Consider the following 13,341-nt stretch of genomic DNA (forward strand, 5'->3'; position numbering starts at 1 on the left):
AACAGCCCGAAGGGGTGCCGGGACGACGTCCAACACCGTCCCGGCACCCCTTCGGCATGGATCGCCGCGTCCTTACATGGTCCGCCCGCCGCGCCCGCCCCGCCACTCGTAGAGGAACCTCAGGAGGGCGACGCGCTCACCTGAAGCTGCTTGATCCCGTTCAGCCAGGCCGACCGCAGCCGCCGCGGGTCCTCCAGCAGCCGCAGATCCGGCAGCACGTCCGCGATGGCGTTGAAGATCAGGTCGATCTCCATCACGGCCAGCGACTTGCCCAGGCAGAAGTGCGGGCCGCCGCCCCCGAAGCCGAGGTGCGGGTTGGGGTCGCGGGTGATGTCGAAGGCCTCCGGGGCGTCGAAGACCTCGGGGTCGTTGTTGGCCGAGGAGTAGAACAGCCCGACCCGCTCGCCCTTCCGGATCCGCTGACCGCCCAGCTCCACGTCCTGGGTGGCGGTCCGCTGGAAGGAGACGACGGGGGTCGCCCAGCGCACGATCTCCTCGGCCGTCGTCTTCGGCCGCTCCCTCTTGTAGAGCTCCCACTGCTCGGGGTGGGTGAGGAAGGCGTGCATGCCGTGGCTGATGGCGTTACGGGTGGTCTCGTTGCCGGCCACCGCCAGCAGGATCACGAAGAACCCGAACTCGTCGGAGGACAGGTTCCCTTCGCCCTCCGCCGCGACGAGCTGGCTCACGATGTCCTGGGCCGGGCACTCCTTGCGGGCCGCCGCCAGGTTCATCGAGTACGCCACGATCTCCATCGCCGCCTCGGCGCCGACCTCCTCGGTGATCGCGTACTCGGGATCGTCGTACGCGGCCATCTTGTTGGACCAGTCGAAGATCTTGGACCGGTCCTCCTGCGGTACGCCGATGAGTTCGGCGATCGCCTGGAGCGGCAGCTCGACCGCGATGTTCGTGACGAAGTCGAAGGAGCCGTCGGCCCCGGCGGAGGCGTGGGCGGTCTCCACGATGGACCGGGCCCGCGCCCGCAGCGCCTGCTCCAGCGAGCGCACGGCACGCGGGGTGAAGCCGCGCTGGACGATCTGGCGGACCCGGGTGTGTTCCGGCGGGTCCATGTTGAGCATGATGAGCTTCTGGACCTCGATCTGGTCGCGGCTGATCGTCTCGTTGAAGCGGATGACCGCGGTGTTGGTGTTCGAGGAGAACAACTCAGGGTGCGTGGAAACGTACTTGACGTCCGCGTGGCGGGTGACGACCCAGTACCCCTCGTCGCCGAAGCCGGAGATGTTGGCGGGCTGCGTGCACCACCACACCGGAGCGGTCTGCCGCATCAGCGCGAACTCCGGGTGCGGGACGCGGGCTTGGAGGAGGTCGGGGTCGGTGAAGTCGAACCCGTCGGGCAGATGGGGGCAGCGCATGGGCACCTCTCCACTCCGGATCTGGTGGCGAACCGTCCGACAGCCGCCCTTGCCTGGCGTTCCTGACGCTCCATCAGAATCTGCCCGCAAGGTAGTAACGAGTTCTACAAGTCGCAAGAGTCCTGGCCGGATCTGTTCCCCGTCGGGGGCCCGCACAGTCGATGTGCCGGAAGCGGGGGCGCGTGCGGGGGGTGTACGCGGTCGGTGCACGCCCCTTGCGCAGTCGGTCCCGCGTCACGAGACTGCATGCATAACTAGAACGCGTACTAGTTCCTTCCGTGGGCGCCGGGACGCCCCGACGGAAGGGCGAGGAGAGGACGAGCTCATGGCCGCGGAACCCGTCATCGTCGAAGCCGTACGCACCCCGATCGGCAAGCGTGGAGGCGCGCTCGCCAATCTGCACCCCGCCTACCTGCTGGGCGAGACCTACCGTGAACTGCTCGGCCGCACCGGCATCCAGGCCGACTGCGTCGAGCAGATCGTCGGCGGCACCGTCACCCACGCCGGGGAGCAGTCCATGAACCCGGCCCGCAACGCCTGGCTGGCCGTCGGCCTGCCGTACGAGACCGCCGCGACCACCGTGGACTGTCAGTGCGGCTCCTCGCAGCAGGCCGCGCACATGGTGGCCAACATGGTGGCCGCCGGAGTCATCGACGTGGGCATCAGCTGCGGCGTCGAGGCGATGTCACGGGTGCCGCTGGGCAGCGGGTCGAAACACGGTCCGGGCAAGCCCTGGCCCGACGAGTGGAACGTCGACCTGCCCAACCAGTTCGAGGCCGCCGAGCGCATCGCCCGCAAACGCGGCCTCACCCGCGAGAGGGTCGACGCGCTCGGCCTGCTCTCGCAGCAGCGGGCGGCCGCCGCCTGGGCCGAGGAGCGCTTCAAGCGGGAGACGTACGCCGTCCAGGTCCCCACCACCGAGGAGGAGCAGGCGGCCGGCCAGGGCATGTGGCGGCTGGTCGACCGGGACGAGGGGCTGCGGGACACCTCGATGGAGGCGCTCGCCGGGCTGAAGGCGGTCATGCCGAGCGCCGTCCACACCGCCGGCAACTCCTCCCAGATATCTGACGGGGCCGCCGCCATCCTCTGGTCCTCGAAGCGGATGGCCCGCGCCCTGAAGCTCAAGCCCCGGGCCCGGATCGTCGCCCAGGCCCTCGTCGGCTCCGACCCGCACTTCCACCTGGACGGTCCGATCGACGCCACCCGGGCGGTGCTCGGCAAGGCGGGCATGTCGCTGAAGGACATCGACATCGTCGAGATCAACGAGGCGTTCGCGTCGGTCGTGCTGAGCTGGGCCCAGGAGTTCGAGGCGGACCTCGACGGCCTGGAGAAGGTCAACGTCAACGGCGGCGCGATCGCGCTCGGCCACCCGGTCGGGGCGACGGGCGCCCGCCTGATCACCACGGCCCTGCACGAACTGGAACGCCGCGACAAGGAGTTCGCGCTCATCACGATGTGCGCGGGCGGGGCGCTGGCCACGGGCACGATCATCCAGCGGCTGTAGGCGCAGGGCACGTCTGGGGGCTTACGGCTACTCGAACCCCACCCGCGCGTCGAACGCCGCCCGCCGGGTCGCCCGCCGCAGCGCCTTCAGCAGCGTCGGGCCGACCGTCAGCGTCAGCACGACGGTGAGCACCGCCCGTCCCAGGTCCCAGCCCAGTGAGGTCGCCGCACAGTAGGCGAGGAAGCGCACCAGGTTCTCGGGGAGCGGGTCGCCCGCGACGAACGAGATGCCCGAGCCGAGACCCGGGATGATCGTCCACCCGTACAGATTCATGATCGTGCCGTACGCGAACGCCGCCACGGACCCGTAGACCGCGAGCATCGCCAGCTCGGCCCGGCCGCGCAGCCGGTCTGCGCCCGGCAGCAGCCCCGCGCCCATCGTGAACCAGCCCATCGCCAGCATCTGGAACGGCATCCACGGCCCCACCCCACCCGTGAGCAGGGCGGACGCGAACATGGTCACCGAGCCGAGCACGAACCCGAAGCCCGGCCCCAGCACCCGCCCGCTCAGCACCATCAGGAAGAACATCGGCTCCAGGCCCGCCGTCCCCGCCCCCAGCGGGCGCAGCGCCGCCCCGACCGCCGCCAGCACGCCGAGCATGGCGACGGCCTTGGCGTCCATCCCGGACTCCGAGATCGTCGCCACCACCACCGCGACCAGCAACGGCAGCAGCGCGGCGAACAGCCACGGCGCGTCCTGGGCATGCGCGAGCCCCGACCCGGCACCGGCCAGCAGCGGCCACCCGAAGGCGACCACCCCGACCGCGCTGACCAGCACCAGCGCGGCGACCGACTTCGGCCCGAGCCGCACGGGCCGGGGAGCCCGGTTTTGTACCCCCTCCGCCGTCACCCTCACGCGCCCGCCTCCAGCGCGCCGCGCACCTGGGAGACGGTCAGCCACTCCTGCGGGGCGAGGATCTTCGCGGTCTGCGGGGCGAAGGCGGGGGAGGAGACGACCACACGGCCGGTCGGGCCGTCCGCGACGACCTCCCCGTCGGCGAGGATCACCACCCGGTGGGCCAGCTCCGCCGCCAGCTCCACATCGTGCGTCGCCAGGACGATCGCGTGCCCCTCGGCCGCCAGCGACCGCAGGACGCCGACAAGCCGGCCCTTCGCCGCGTAGTCCAGCCCCCGGGTCGGCTCGTCGAGGAGCAGCAGCGGCGGGCGGGCGGTCAGCACCAGGGCGAGCGCGAGCGCGAGGCGCTGCCCCTCGGAGAGGTCGCGCGGATGCGTACCGTCCTCCACACCCGGGAGCAGCTCGGTGACCAGTGCCCGGCAGGTGCCCTCGGCCGCGCCCGCGTCCCGGTCGGCGGCGGCGCACTCGGCGGCCACCGTGTCCGCGTACAGCAGGTCGCGCGGCTCCTGCGGGACGAGGCCGACCCGGCGGATCATGGCGCGCGGATCGGTACGGGCGGGGGCCAGGCCGCCGACGCGTACGGAGCCGGAGGTGGGCTCGACCATGCCGACGAGGGCGCCGAGCAGCGTGGACTTCCCGGCCCCGTTACGGCCCATCAGCGCCACGGTCTCGCCGGGCGCCACGGTGAGCGTGACCCGCCGCAGCGCCTCGATCCGCCCGCGCCGCACGCCGAGGGACTCGACCCGGGTGACGGGATCGGCGGGACCGGGCGCCTCCACGGCCTTCGTACGACCCAGGAGTCGGGCGATCCGCCCGGGACGGGGACCGGGCGATACGGGAGGCGCCGCGATGGACACGTTCATGGAAAGCTCCGGAGGCCCGGGCGGTGAGGCCGAGGCCAGCCGTTCCCGCAGGTCACCGGCCCCGCGCCGAGCGTCCCGAACCGACAGCGGCAGCGGGTCCCAGCCCGCCAGCAGCCCCAGCTCGGCGACCGGCGGCCGGACCGGCGAGACGGCCATGATCTCGGCGGGCGCGCCCATCACCGGGGCGGCGCCCGGCGCGGGCAGCAGGACGACCTGGTCGGCGTACTGCACCACCCGCTCCAGCCGGTGCTCGGCCATCAGTACGGTCGTCCCGAGGTCGTGGACCAGCCGCTGGAGCACGGCGAGCACCTCCTCGGCCGCCGCCGGGTCCAGCGCGGACGTCGGCTCGTCGAGGACCAGCACCTTGGGGTGCGGGGTCAGCACCGAACCGATCGCCACCCGCTGCTGCTGGCCACCCGAGAGGGTCGCGATCGGCCGGTCCCGCAGCTCGGCCAGGCCCAGCAGATCGAGCGTCTCCTCCACGCGCCGCCGCATGACGTCCGGCGCCAGGCCCAACGACTCCATGCCGTACGCGAGTTCGTCCTCGACCGTGTCCGTGACGAAGTGGGCCAGCGGGTCCTGCCCCACCGTGCCGACCAGATCGGCCAGTTCACGCGGCTTGTGGGTGCGGGTGTCGCGCCCGTCCACCGTGACCCGGCCGCTCAGCACCCCGCCCGTGAAGTGCGGCACGAGCCCAGAGACCGTCCCCAGCAACGTCGACTTGCCGACCCCCGACGGGCCAACGAGCAGCACCAACTCCCCTTCCGGGACCGAGAGATCGACGCCAAAGAGCGTGGGCCGGTCCGTCCCGTCGTACCGCACGGAGACCTGCTCGAACCTGATCACGCCTGCTCCTTGCCGCGATGGTCGTGTTCTTCGAAGTCCCGGCCGCGCGAGGACGGCGGTACGGGGGCGACCAGCGCGGGCACCAGCCCGACCAGCACAGCAGCCGCGGGCCAGAGCGGCAGCACGGGCGCGGTCAGCGGGACGACCCCGGGGTGCAGCGCCTCCGGATCGAGCGAGCCCGCCCAGATCATCGCGGCCGCCACCACCGCACCCGACCCCGCCACCAGCCAGGCCCGCACGCCCCACCGGTCCGGCCGGTACCGGGTCCGCACCGAGCGCCGCCCGCCCAGCCGCAGCCCCGCCATCGCCGCGACGAGCCCCGCCAGCAGCACCGGCAGCCCGTACACGGCCCCCTGCGCGGCGAGCAGCCCGTACGTGCCGGCGCACACCCCGAGCAGCCCGCCGAGGGTGAGGACGTTGGTGGTGTGCCGGACGGCGGGCGGGACCTGGGCGGTACGCCCGTACCCCCGCGCGTCCATCGACGCGGCCACCGCCACCGACCGCTCCAACGCCCCTTCCAGCACCGGCAGTCCGATCTGCGCCACCGCCTTCACCCCACCGGTCGGCCGCCCCCGCAGCCGCCGCGCGGTGCGCAGCCGGACCACATCGGCGACCATGTTCGGGGCGAACGTCATCGCGACGACGACGGCGACCCCGGCCTCGTACAGCGCACCGGGCAGGGACTTCAGCAGCCGGGCCGGGTTGGCGAGCGAGTTCGCCGCGCCGACGCAGATCAGCAGGGTGGCCAGCTTCATCCCGTCGTAGAGCGAGAAGACGAGCTGCTCCGCCGTGACCCGGCCGCCGATCCGCACCCCCTGCGCCCAGTCGGGCATCGGCACCTCGGGGAGCGTGAACACGGTGTGCGAGCCGGGGATCTGCGAGCCGAGGAAGACGGAGAAGACCAGGCGCAGCGCCACGACGAAGAGCCCGAGCTTGATGAACGCCCCGTACGAACGGGCCCAGGGCGCGTCCGTGCGCCGGGCCGCCACCACGTACCCCGCCACCGCGACCAGCAGGCCGAGCAGCAGCGGGTTGGTCGTCCGGGAGGCGGCGGTGGCAAGACCCAGCGCCCACAGCCACCACGCCCCGGCGGGCAGCGCGTTGGAGCGGCCCGCCTCGGGCGCGTGCAGGGCACGGCGGAGCAGCCGGGCCGTCCCCGGGGAGCGGGTCATCGGCGCCGGCGGGCCTGGAACACGGCGGCGACGCCCAGCAGCAGGACGGCCCCGATGCCGAGGAGGAGACCGGCGGAGGGACCACCGCCGCTGTCCCCGTCATCCGCCGCCGGAGCCGAGGAGGCTTCAGGCGCGGAGGGCTTCCCGCTGCCGTCCTTCTTGCTGCCGTCGCCCGACACCTGCTCGCCGCAGCCGGACTTCGGGTAGCCGGAGATCGCGCAGATCATCGCGCTGCTGTCGTACCGCAGCGGCTTCGCCACCGAGGCGAGCGCCTCCGCGCTGCTGGCGTCCGGCGCGACCTGGGCACAGGCGGTGCGCAGCGCGGGCGGCTTCTCCCCGGCCGGGGCGTCCTCCGCCGTACCGGGGTCGATCACCAGGGCGACCCGCTTGGCGCCGCCCTTCGCCGGGGTGTCCGCGCAGATCGCCCCGAAGTCGGGGGCGCGGCGCGGCCGGTCGGCGTCGGCGGAGTCCTCGCTGACGGCGAACCGGAAGCCCTGGACCGTACCGTCGTCGGGGCGCACGAGGGACGGGCCCTGGGTGGCGTACGCCCAGCTCTTGCCGTCGCCCTCCCAGAAGGACCAGTATCGGTACCCGGCGGCCTGCGCCCCGCCGGCCCCGAGCAGGACGCCCGAGGCGGCGAGGAGGACGGCGAGGAGAGCGGCGACCGGACTCCGGAACAGCGCCGACGAGGTGCGCGTCACGGCCGGCGCCGACGAGGTGCGCGTCACGGCTGCTGCTTCTTCCGGCGCATGGAGAGCAGGAAACCGATACCCGCGCCGAAGAACAGACCGAGGCCGACCAGCCACCACAGGCCGAGCCCGCTGTCCTCGCTCTCGGTGCCGCTGGAGGGCTGCGGACCGGTCGGCGTCGGGGACGGCAGCGCGGTCACGGCCGGGGCCGGGCCGGTCGCGTTGAGCTGGGCGACCAGGTCGACCCCACCGAAGTCGCGGGCGTCGGCGGCGGTGGCGTGCGCGGCGAAGATCAGCTGCGCGGTGGCGGCGGGCCCGCCCTGCTGCGCCCAGTCCTTGGAGTTCTTCTCCAGCCACTCCACCGAGGCGGCGGCCTTGTCCTTGTGCCCGGAGGCGGCGAGGGCGACGACCATGTCCGCCGTGTTGCCGAAGTCGGGCTGCGGCTCGCTCTCCTCGGCGCCCGGCATCGGCGGCTGCTCCAGGTAGGGGGAGGCGGCCAGGGTCGCGGCGAGGTAGTGGGCGCCGTTCTGCGCGCTCTGCTCGGCGGTCAGGTCGTCGCCCTTCGTGCAGACGGGGTCCTTCACCGCGTTGGCGTCCCCGATGGCCATGCCCTTGCCCAGCAGCCCGAGCACGGCTGCGGCCGACGCGTCGTTGTTGGCGACGAGCTCGCCCTTCTTGCCGGGCTGGTAGGCGAAGGCGCCGCCGTCCTTCTTCCCGCACGGGATGGCGAGGGCCTGGAGCGCGGTGTACGGGGTGCTGCCGTCGGCGGTGGTGAGCTCGTTGATCGGGACGCTCGTACGGGCGAGGGCGCCGATCACGACGGCGGTGGAGTTGGCGTCGCTCGGGCTGCCCGGGTTGTACCCCCAGCCGCCGTCCTCGTTCTGCACCGACTTCAGCCAGTCGGCCCCGTTGTCGGCGGCGTCCCGGTGCTGGCCCAGCTCGACGAAGGCCTGGACGGCGGCGGCGGTGGCGTTGGTGTCCATCACGGTCGACGCGTCGCAGGGCGCGGAGGCGTCGTCCCGGTACGAGGTGAAGGCGCCGCTGTCGCACTGCTGCTCCAGCAGCCAGTCCACGGACTGCTTCGACGGCGTGACGTACTCGATCTTCTGGGCGAGGAAGGCCAGCGACTGCCGCCACACCCCGTCGTACGTGGGGTCCGTGGTCCCGTAGAGCCCGAGCGGCAACTGCACCGACGGGGACGGGCTCGGTGCGGCGACCGCGACGGGTGCGGCCGCGAAGGGTGCGGCCGCGCCCAGAAGAACGGCGGTGGTCGCGAGCGCGGCTGCGCTGCGGCGTACGGTCATGGCGGGCTGTGCCTCTCCTGCGGGGGCCGGCTCACCCGGGCGCACGAGGGCACCGGGCTCCGGCCCCGTATACCTCGACGGTGCCGGTCACCGGGGTTCCGGTGACCCTGGCCACCGGGTTCCCGGTGACCCTGGGGCCCGTGGTCACACTGCCCCCGGCCGCTCACACTCCGCCCTAGGGACGTTCCGGCTGCCGTCGCGCGGACGGCTCGGACGGTTCACGGCTGGGGCCGGCGCCGGTTCGCACCGGCTCCCCCCTGTACGGGCATGATGACGACCTGCCCACTCTACCGGGCCGTAGCGTCCCCGCTCGGGGCGGCAGACCGCAGGCGTCGTCCGGAGGGAGCAGCGCGCGGGCTCCTCCCCGCGCACCCACACGGCGATGCTCCCGGCGCACTCACACGGCGATGCTCCCGGTGCACTCACACGGCGATGTACGTGACCGGGTCGGCGCCCGGCACCGCCTCCGCGCGCCCGAGCTTCACCAGCCGCCGCAGATGGGACTCGGCCTCCGAGACGGCGATCGACCGCGAACCGTGCGGGATCTGCTCCCAGGGCCGGTTCCACTCCATCCGCTCGGCCAGCTGCCACGGGGTGAGCGGCGTGGCGAGCAGGGCGAGCAGCCCGGTCAGCCGCTCCTCGTGGTGGTCCAGCAGCTCCCGTACGCGTCCGCCCGCATCGGTGAACGCGTGCTGGTGGGCGGGCAGCACCTCGGCCACCCCGAGCCGCCCGATCCGCTCCAGCGAGGCGAGGTAGTCCCCGAGGGGATCGGTGACGGCGGTGTCGTCCGGGTCCTCGTACAGCCCGATGTGCGGGCTGATCCCGGGCAGCAGGTGGTCCCCGGAGAACAGCCGCCCGTGCCCCGGCAGATTCGCCGGATGCCGCTCCTCCAGATGGAGGCAGACGTGGCCCGGGGTGTGGCCGGGGGTCCAGACGGCCCGCAGCCGCCGCCCGGCGAGGGGGAGCAGCTCGCCGGGCACGATCTCCCGGTCCGGCAGGGCGGGGCGCAGCCCGGGCAGGGTCCGCAGCCGGCCGCTGCTGCGGGCGGCGAGCAGCGGGGCGAGGTGGTCGTCGGGCGCGCCGACGGCGGCGAGCTTGCGGGCGAGGTAGTCGAGCCAGGTGCCGGGAGCGGCCTCCCGGGTGCGCCGGACGATCGCGGCGTCCGCCTCGTGCATCGCGATCCAGGCCCCGGACGCCTCGCGGACCTGGCCGGAGAGCCCGTGGTGGTCGGGGTGGTGGTGGGTGATGACGACGCCGTGGACGTCGGTGACGGCGGTACCGAGGGCGGTGAGCCCGGCGACCAGGGTGTCCCAGGAGGCCGGGTCGTCCCACCCCGTGTCGATGAGGACGGGCCCCTGGTCGGTGTCGACGAGGTGGACGAGGGTGTGGCCGAGGGGGTTGTCCGGGATGGGGACCTTGATGCTGTGGACGCCCCCGCCGTGGTCGGCCACCTGGGCCACCTGCGTCACCTGAGTCATGGGCTCCCCATCTCTGCTCGGCGGGCGGCGCGAACTGCCCCCACTCTAACGAGAACTCGTTCCATTGGTAGCCCAGGCCAACCAAATCGACGCCTCCTGGGTACGGTTCACGCCGTGGACTCCTGGAACAGGAACTGGTATCAGTTCTGACGAGCAGTCAGTTGCGGTGCACGGGTTCGCTTCGCGGGAGGCAACGGCCATGACGGAACGTACGGAGCTGGTGGAACACGGAAAGCTGTTCATCGGCGGGGAGTTCACCGACCCGCTCTCCACCGGCGTCATCGAGGTGATCTCCCCGCACACCGAACAGGTCATCGGCCGCGTACCGCACGCCTCCGAGGCCGATGTGGACCGCGCGGTCGCCGCGGCCCGCCACGCCTTCGACGAGGGCCCGTGGCCCCGGATGACGCTGGACGAGCGGATCGCGGTGATCACCCGGGTCAAGGACGCCTTCGCCGTACGGTACGAGGAGTTCGCGCGCCTGATCAGCGCCCAGAACGGCACCCCGTACAGCGCGAGCGTGATGGTGCAGGCGCTGGCCGCGATGATGGTGTGGGACTCGGCGATCACGGTGGCGCGCACATTCCCGTACGAGGAGCGCCGCGACGGAGTCCTGGGCCCGCTCCTGGTCCGCCGCGAGCCGGTAGGGGTGGTGGCGGCGGTCGTCCCGTGGAACGTCCCGCAGTTCACGGCCGCGGCGAAGTTGGCCCCCGCCCTGCTGGCAGGCTGCACGGCAGTCCTGAAGGTCTCTCCCGAAACCCCGCTGGACGCCTACCTCCTGGCGGAGATAGCGGCGGAGGCGGGCCTGCCGCCCGGGGTCCTCTCCATCCTCCCGGCGGACCGGGAGGTGAGCGAATACCTGGTGGGCCACCCGGGCATCGACAAGGTGTCCTTCACCGGCTCGGTGGCGGCGGGCCGCCGAGTGATGGAGGTAGCCTCCCGCAACCTCACCCGCGTCACCCTCGAACTGGGCGGCAAATCGGCAGCAGTCATCCTCCCGGACGCGGACCTGGAGGCGGCGGTCGCGGGCATCGTCCCCTTCGCCTGGATGATCAACGGCCAGGCGTGCGTGGCCCAGACGCGCATCCTGGCCCCGCGCTCCCGCTACGACGAGATAGCGGAGGCGTTCGCGGCAGCGGCGGGCGCGCTGCGGGTGGGCGACCCGCTGGACCCGACCACGGAACTGGGCCCGTTGGTGGCGCAACGCCAACAGCAACGCTCCCTCGACTACATCAAGTTGGGCCAGGAGGAAGGCGCCAAGATCCTCACGGGCGGCAGCCGCCCCGCCTCCCAGGAACGCGGCTGGTACGTCGAACCGACCCTCTTCGGCTCGGTCGACAACTCCATGCGCATCGCCCGCGAGGAGATCTTCGGCCCGGTGATCTGCCTCATCCCGTACGGCGACGAGGCCGAGGCGGTCCGCATCGCCGACGACTCCCCGTACGGCCTCAGCGGCAGCGTCTGGACAGCCGACACCGAACGGGGCATCGACATCGCCCGCCGCGTCCGCACCGGCACGTACAGCGTGAACACCTTCAGCCTGGACATGCTCGGCCCGTTCGGCGGCTACAAGAACTCCGGCCTGGGCCGCGAGTTCGGCCCCGAGGGCTACGGCGAGTTCTTCGAGCACAAGATGATCCACCTCCCCGCCGGCTACCGGGAGGCATGATGGGCGACCGCTGGCACGTGGAGGTCGACCGCTCCGTCTGCATCGGCTCCGGCATGTGCGTCAACCACGCCCCGGACGCCTTCCACCTGGACACGGCCCGCCAGTCCCACCCGCAGACCGAGGACCGCGACGCCGGCGAACAGGTCCTCGCGGCGGCGGAGGGCTGCCCGGTGGAGGCGATCACGCTGACGCTGGTGGGGTCGGGGGAGGTGGTGTTCCCGCCGGAGGAGTGACCGCTTCGGGGTTGGGCGTCACACAAGTGGCCCCACAAGGTAGTCGTAGTGCTCAGCGTCAGGCTCCGTCAGGAGGTCGCGTCGTAGCTCACGGAGTGGCGCGAGATCATCGGCTTCCACCAGGCCGGACGCGGTGAGTTCACTGAGGGCATTGAGCTCACTCTCCCGACAGTCCCTCTCGGGTTCCTCTACTGCCGCCGATGAGAGGAGTGCTGCCACCACCCGGACCTCTCTCCGGTCGAATGAATGAACCCAGTCGCAGATCCTTTCCGATGCCTCTTCCCTTGCCTGTGGAGAGGGCGAAGAGAGGTCCCTGGCGATCCCGAGGAGATTACTGTTGCCGATGGTCATGCCGTTCCTCTGCTTAAGTCCGGCCAGCTTTAAAGCCCCTCATCCTCTGTCCCGGCCAGGAATCTCTGGATTTCTTCCTGGATGTACGGCGAGGTGTCCTCCAGCAGAAAGATCCCGGAGTGTGGCAACGAATCTATCCTCCCGCATATCTACAGAGTGGCGTGGTGCACTCAGGAGATGAAGTATCCCTCAAGCCGGTGCGCGAATTCTCGGTACCGAGCCTTCGCTTCCGAGGGTGACGGAGCAGACGGCATGAGGATTCCAGGGAGAAACGCAACGCGCCACATGCGGTAGGTGGAGTATGCGGCATCATTGGCATCCTTCCCCAGGAGTACTGCCGCGTTCATCAGAGCATGGATGATCGTCCTGGACGTGACCGCTGCGGGTTGTTGCCGGGATACAGCTGCACCCACCAGAGCGTGGAGCAAATGTGTCATCTGCAGGTCGCCGCCGGTTCGTACCATTCTCTGAAGGGAATGGGGCTCACCCAGCTGTGGCGAGAATTCTTCGATCCCTCCTGACCACAGGAGCAGCGATGGGGCCGTAATCTCGTGGCTCTGATGCCAGCCCAGCTCACCTACGATTGCCATCGTGGCCGCGCTGAATTTTCCAATTCTCTGAATTGCCGAGAGTGCCTGGTCGATTTCTTCTTGATGTCGGGTGACGAAATCGGTCACTGATGCAATTTCCCACGGTCGCTCTGGGTGAGAATCAGCAACTGTTCCTAGCTCTACGATTCCTCCCAGGGGTCCGAAGATCTCTCGCCCCAGTGATTCTTCCGAGATTCCGAAATGTTGGTTCATTACCCCTCAAAGCTTAGAATATTCCCATGAAATGCTGCGCTATCGCTTCCTGCTGTGGCAGGGCAGTGAGTTTCCTGTTCAGTACTTCTAGATCTTCGAGATTATTTACGAAGTACTCCGGAAGGTTTCCTGCAGGCCCTTCGTGAAGCCTCAGCCAAGAGGCTGCCTTTTCGGCCGGAACCTCTACGCGCACGATTGTTCCGC

General features: G+C 71.3%; 12 protein-coding genes. 3 read left to right on the forward strand and 9 right to left on the reverse strand.

All coding sequences use genetic code 11. The features are described from left to right. Window positions 1-119: 119 nt before the first annotated feature. Entirely contained in the window at window positions 120-1,370 is a 1,251-nt protein-coding gene (locus R2B67_RS26820) for a cytochrome P450 (protein WP_018511737.1), read from the reverse strand. A gap of 325 nt (window positions 1,371-1,695) precedes the next feature. On the opposite strand from R2B67_RS26820, the gene R2B67_RS26825 reads away from it, so the two are divergent. Next, a complete protein-coding gene (locus R2B67_RS26825; protein ID WP_237325588.1) occupies window positions 1,696-2,874 on the forward strand; it encodes a steroid 3-ketoacyl-CoA thiolase in 1,179 nt (392 codons plus the stop codon). A gap of 27 nt (window positions 2,875-2,901) precedes the next feature. Here R2B67_RS26825 and R2B67_RS26830 read toward each other — a convergent pair whose 3' ends face one another. The 6 genes from R2B67_RS26830 to R2B67_RS26855 form a co-directional block, all read right to left on the reverse strand. Continuing rightward, complete coding sequence (locus R2B67_RS26830) at window positions 2,902-3,729, reverse strand: ECF transporter S component (protein ID WP_317821641.1); 828 nt, start codon at window positions 3,727-3,729, stop codon at window positions 2,902-2,904. After that, window positions 3,726-5,438, reverse strand: coding sequence for an ABC transporter ATP-binding protein (locus R2B67_RS26835; protein WP_317821642.1), 1,713 nt, complete (start codon window positions 5,436-5,438; stop codon window positions 3,726-3,728). Before R2B67_RS26835 ends, R2B67_RS26830 begins: the two co-directional genes overlap by 4 nt. Then, the gene (locus tag R2B67_RS26840; RefSeq protein WP_317821643.1) at window positions 5,435-6,610 is read right to left on the reverse strand and encodes an energy-coupling factor transporter transmembrane component T; all 1,176 of its coding nucleotides are present in this window, start codon (window positions 6,608-6,610) and stop codon (window positions 5,435-5,437) included. Before R2B67_RS26840 ends, R2B67_RS26835 begins: the two co-directional genes overlap by 4 nt. Beyond that, a complete protein-coding gene (locus R2B67_RS26845) occupies window positions 6,607-7,338 on the reverse strand; it encodes an SCO2322 family protein (RefSeq protein ID WP_381073832.1) in 732 nt (243 codons plus the stop codon). Before R2B67_RS26845 ends, R2B67_RS26840 begins: the two co-directional genes overlap by 4 nt. Continuing rightward, the gene (locus tag R2B67_RS26850) at window positions 7,335-8,603 is read right to left on the reverse strand and encodes an SCO2321 family membrane protein (protein ID WP_317821645.1); all 1,269 of its coding nucleotides are present in this window, start codon (window positions 8,601-8,603) and stop codon (window positions 7,335-7,337) included. The genes R2B67_RS26845 and R2B67_RS26850 overlap by 4 nt, the downstream gene beginning before the upstream one ends. Before the next feature lie 422 nt (window positions 8,604-9,025). Next, complete coding sequence (locus tag R2B67_RS26855; protein ID WP_317821646.1) at window positions 9,026-10,081, reverse strand: Strvi_7410 family MBL fold metallo-hydrolase; 1,056 nt, start codon at window positions 10,079-10,081, stop codon at window positions 9,026-9,028. Window positions 10,082-10,280: 199 nt separating this feature from the next. On the opposite strand from R2B67_RS26855, the gene R2B67_RS26860 reads away from it, so the two are divergent. Continuing rightward, window positions 10,281-11,750: an aldehyde dehydrogenase gene (locus R2B67_RS26860; protein ID WP_317821647.1), complete on the forward strand. Its 1,470-nt coding sequence runs from the start codon at window positions 10,281-10,283 to the stop codon at window positions 11,748-11,750. Then, window positions 11,750-11,983, forward strand: coding sequence for a ferredoxin (locus R2B67_RS26865; protein WP_317824963.1), 234 nt, complete (start codon window positions 11,750-11,752; stop codon window positions 11,981-11,983). The genes R2B67_RS26860 and R2B67_RS26865 overlap by 1 nt, the downstream gene beginning before the upstream one ends. 18 nt (window positions 11,984-12,001) lie before the next feature. On the opposite strand, the gene R2B67_RS26870 is transcribed toward R2B67_RS26865, so the two are convergent. Both R2B67_RS26870 and R2B67_RS26875 read right to left on the reverse strand, forming a co-directional pair. After that, complete coding sequence (locus R2B67_RS26870; protein WP_317821648.1) at window positions 12,002-12,334, reverse strand: hypothetical protein; 333 nt, start codon at window positions 12,332-12,334, stop codon at window positions 12,002-12,004. Between the two features lie 170 nt (window positions 12,335-12,504). Continuing rightward, the gene (locus R2B67_RS26875; RefSeq protein WP_317821649.1) at window positions 12,505-13,011 is read right to left on the reverse strand and encodes a hypothetical protein; all 507 of its coding nucleotides are present in this window, start codon (window positions 13,009-13,011) and stop codon (window positions 12,505-12,507) included. Window positions 13,012-13,341: the final 330 nt, after the last annotated feature.

This window comes from Streptomyces cyaneofuscatus (genome assembly GCF_033109485.1).
In the GTDB taxonomy this organism is placed as follows: domain Bacteria; phylum Actinomycetota; class Actinomycetes; order Streptomycetales; family Streptomycetaceae; genus Streptomyces; species Streptomyces cyaneofuscatus.

Coding starts and splice junctions, on each gene's coding strand:
- R2B67_RS26825 (WP_237325588.1), top strand. CDS start 1,696: ATGGCCGCGGAACCCGTCATCGTCGAAGCCGTACGCACCCCGATCGGC.
- R2B67_RS26860 (WP_317821647.1), top strand. CDS start 10,281: ATGACGGAACGTACGGAGCTGGTGGAACACGGAAAGCTGTTCATCGGC.
- R2B67_RS26820 (WP_018511737.1), bottom strand. CDS start 1,370: ATGCGCTGCCCCCATCTGCCCGACGGGTTCGACTTCACCGACCCCGAC.
- R2B67_RS26855 (WP_317821646.1), bottom strand. CDS start 10,081: ATGACTCAGGTGACGCAGGTGGCCCAGGTGGCCGACCACGGCGGGGGC.
- R2B67_RS26870 (WP_317821648.1), bottom strand. CDS start 12,334: ATGACCATCGGCAACAGTAATCTCCTCGGGATCGCCAGGGACCTCTCT.
- R2B67_RS26865 (WP_317824963.1), top strand. CDS start 11,750: ATGGGCGACCGCTGGCACGTGGAGGTCGACCGCTCCGTCTGCATCGGC.
- R2B67_RS26850 (WP_317821645.1), bottom strand. CDS start 8,603: ATGACCGTACGCCGCAGCGCAGCCGCGCTCGCGACCACCGCCGTTCTT.
- R2B67_RS26840 (WP_317821643.1), bottom strand. CDS start 6,610: ATGACCCGCTCCCCGGGGACGGCCCGGCTGCTCCGCCGTGCCCTGCAC.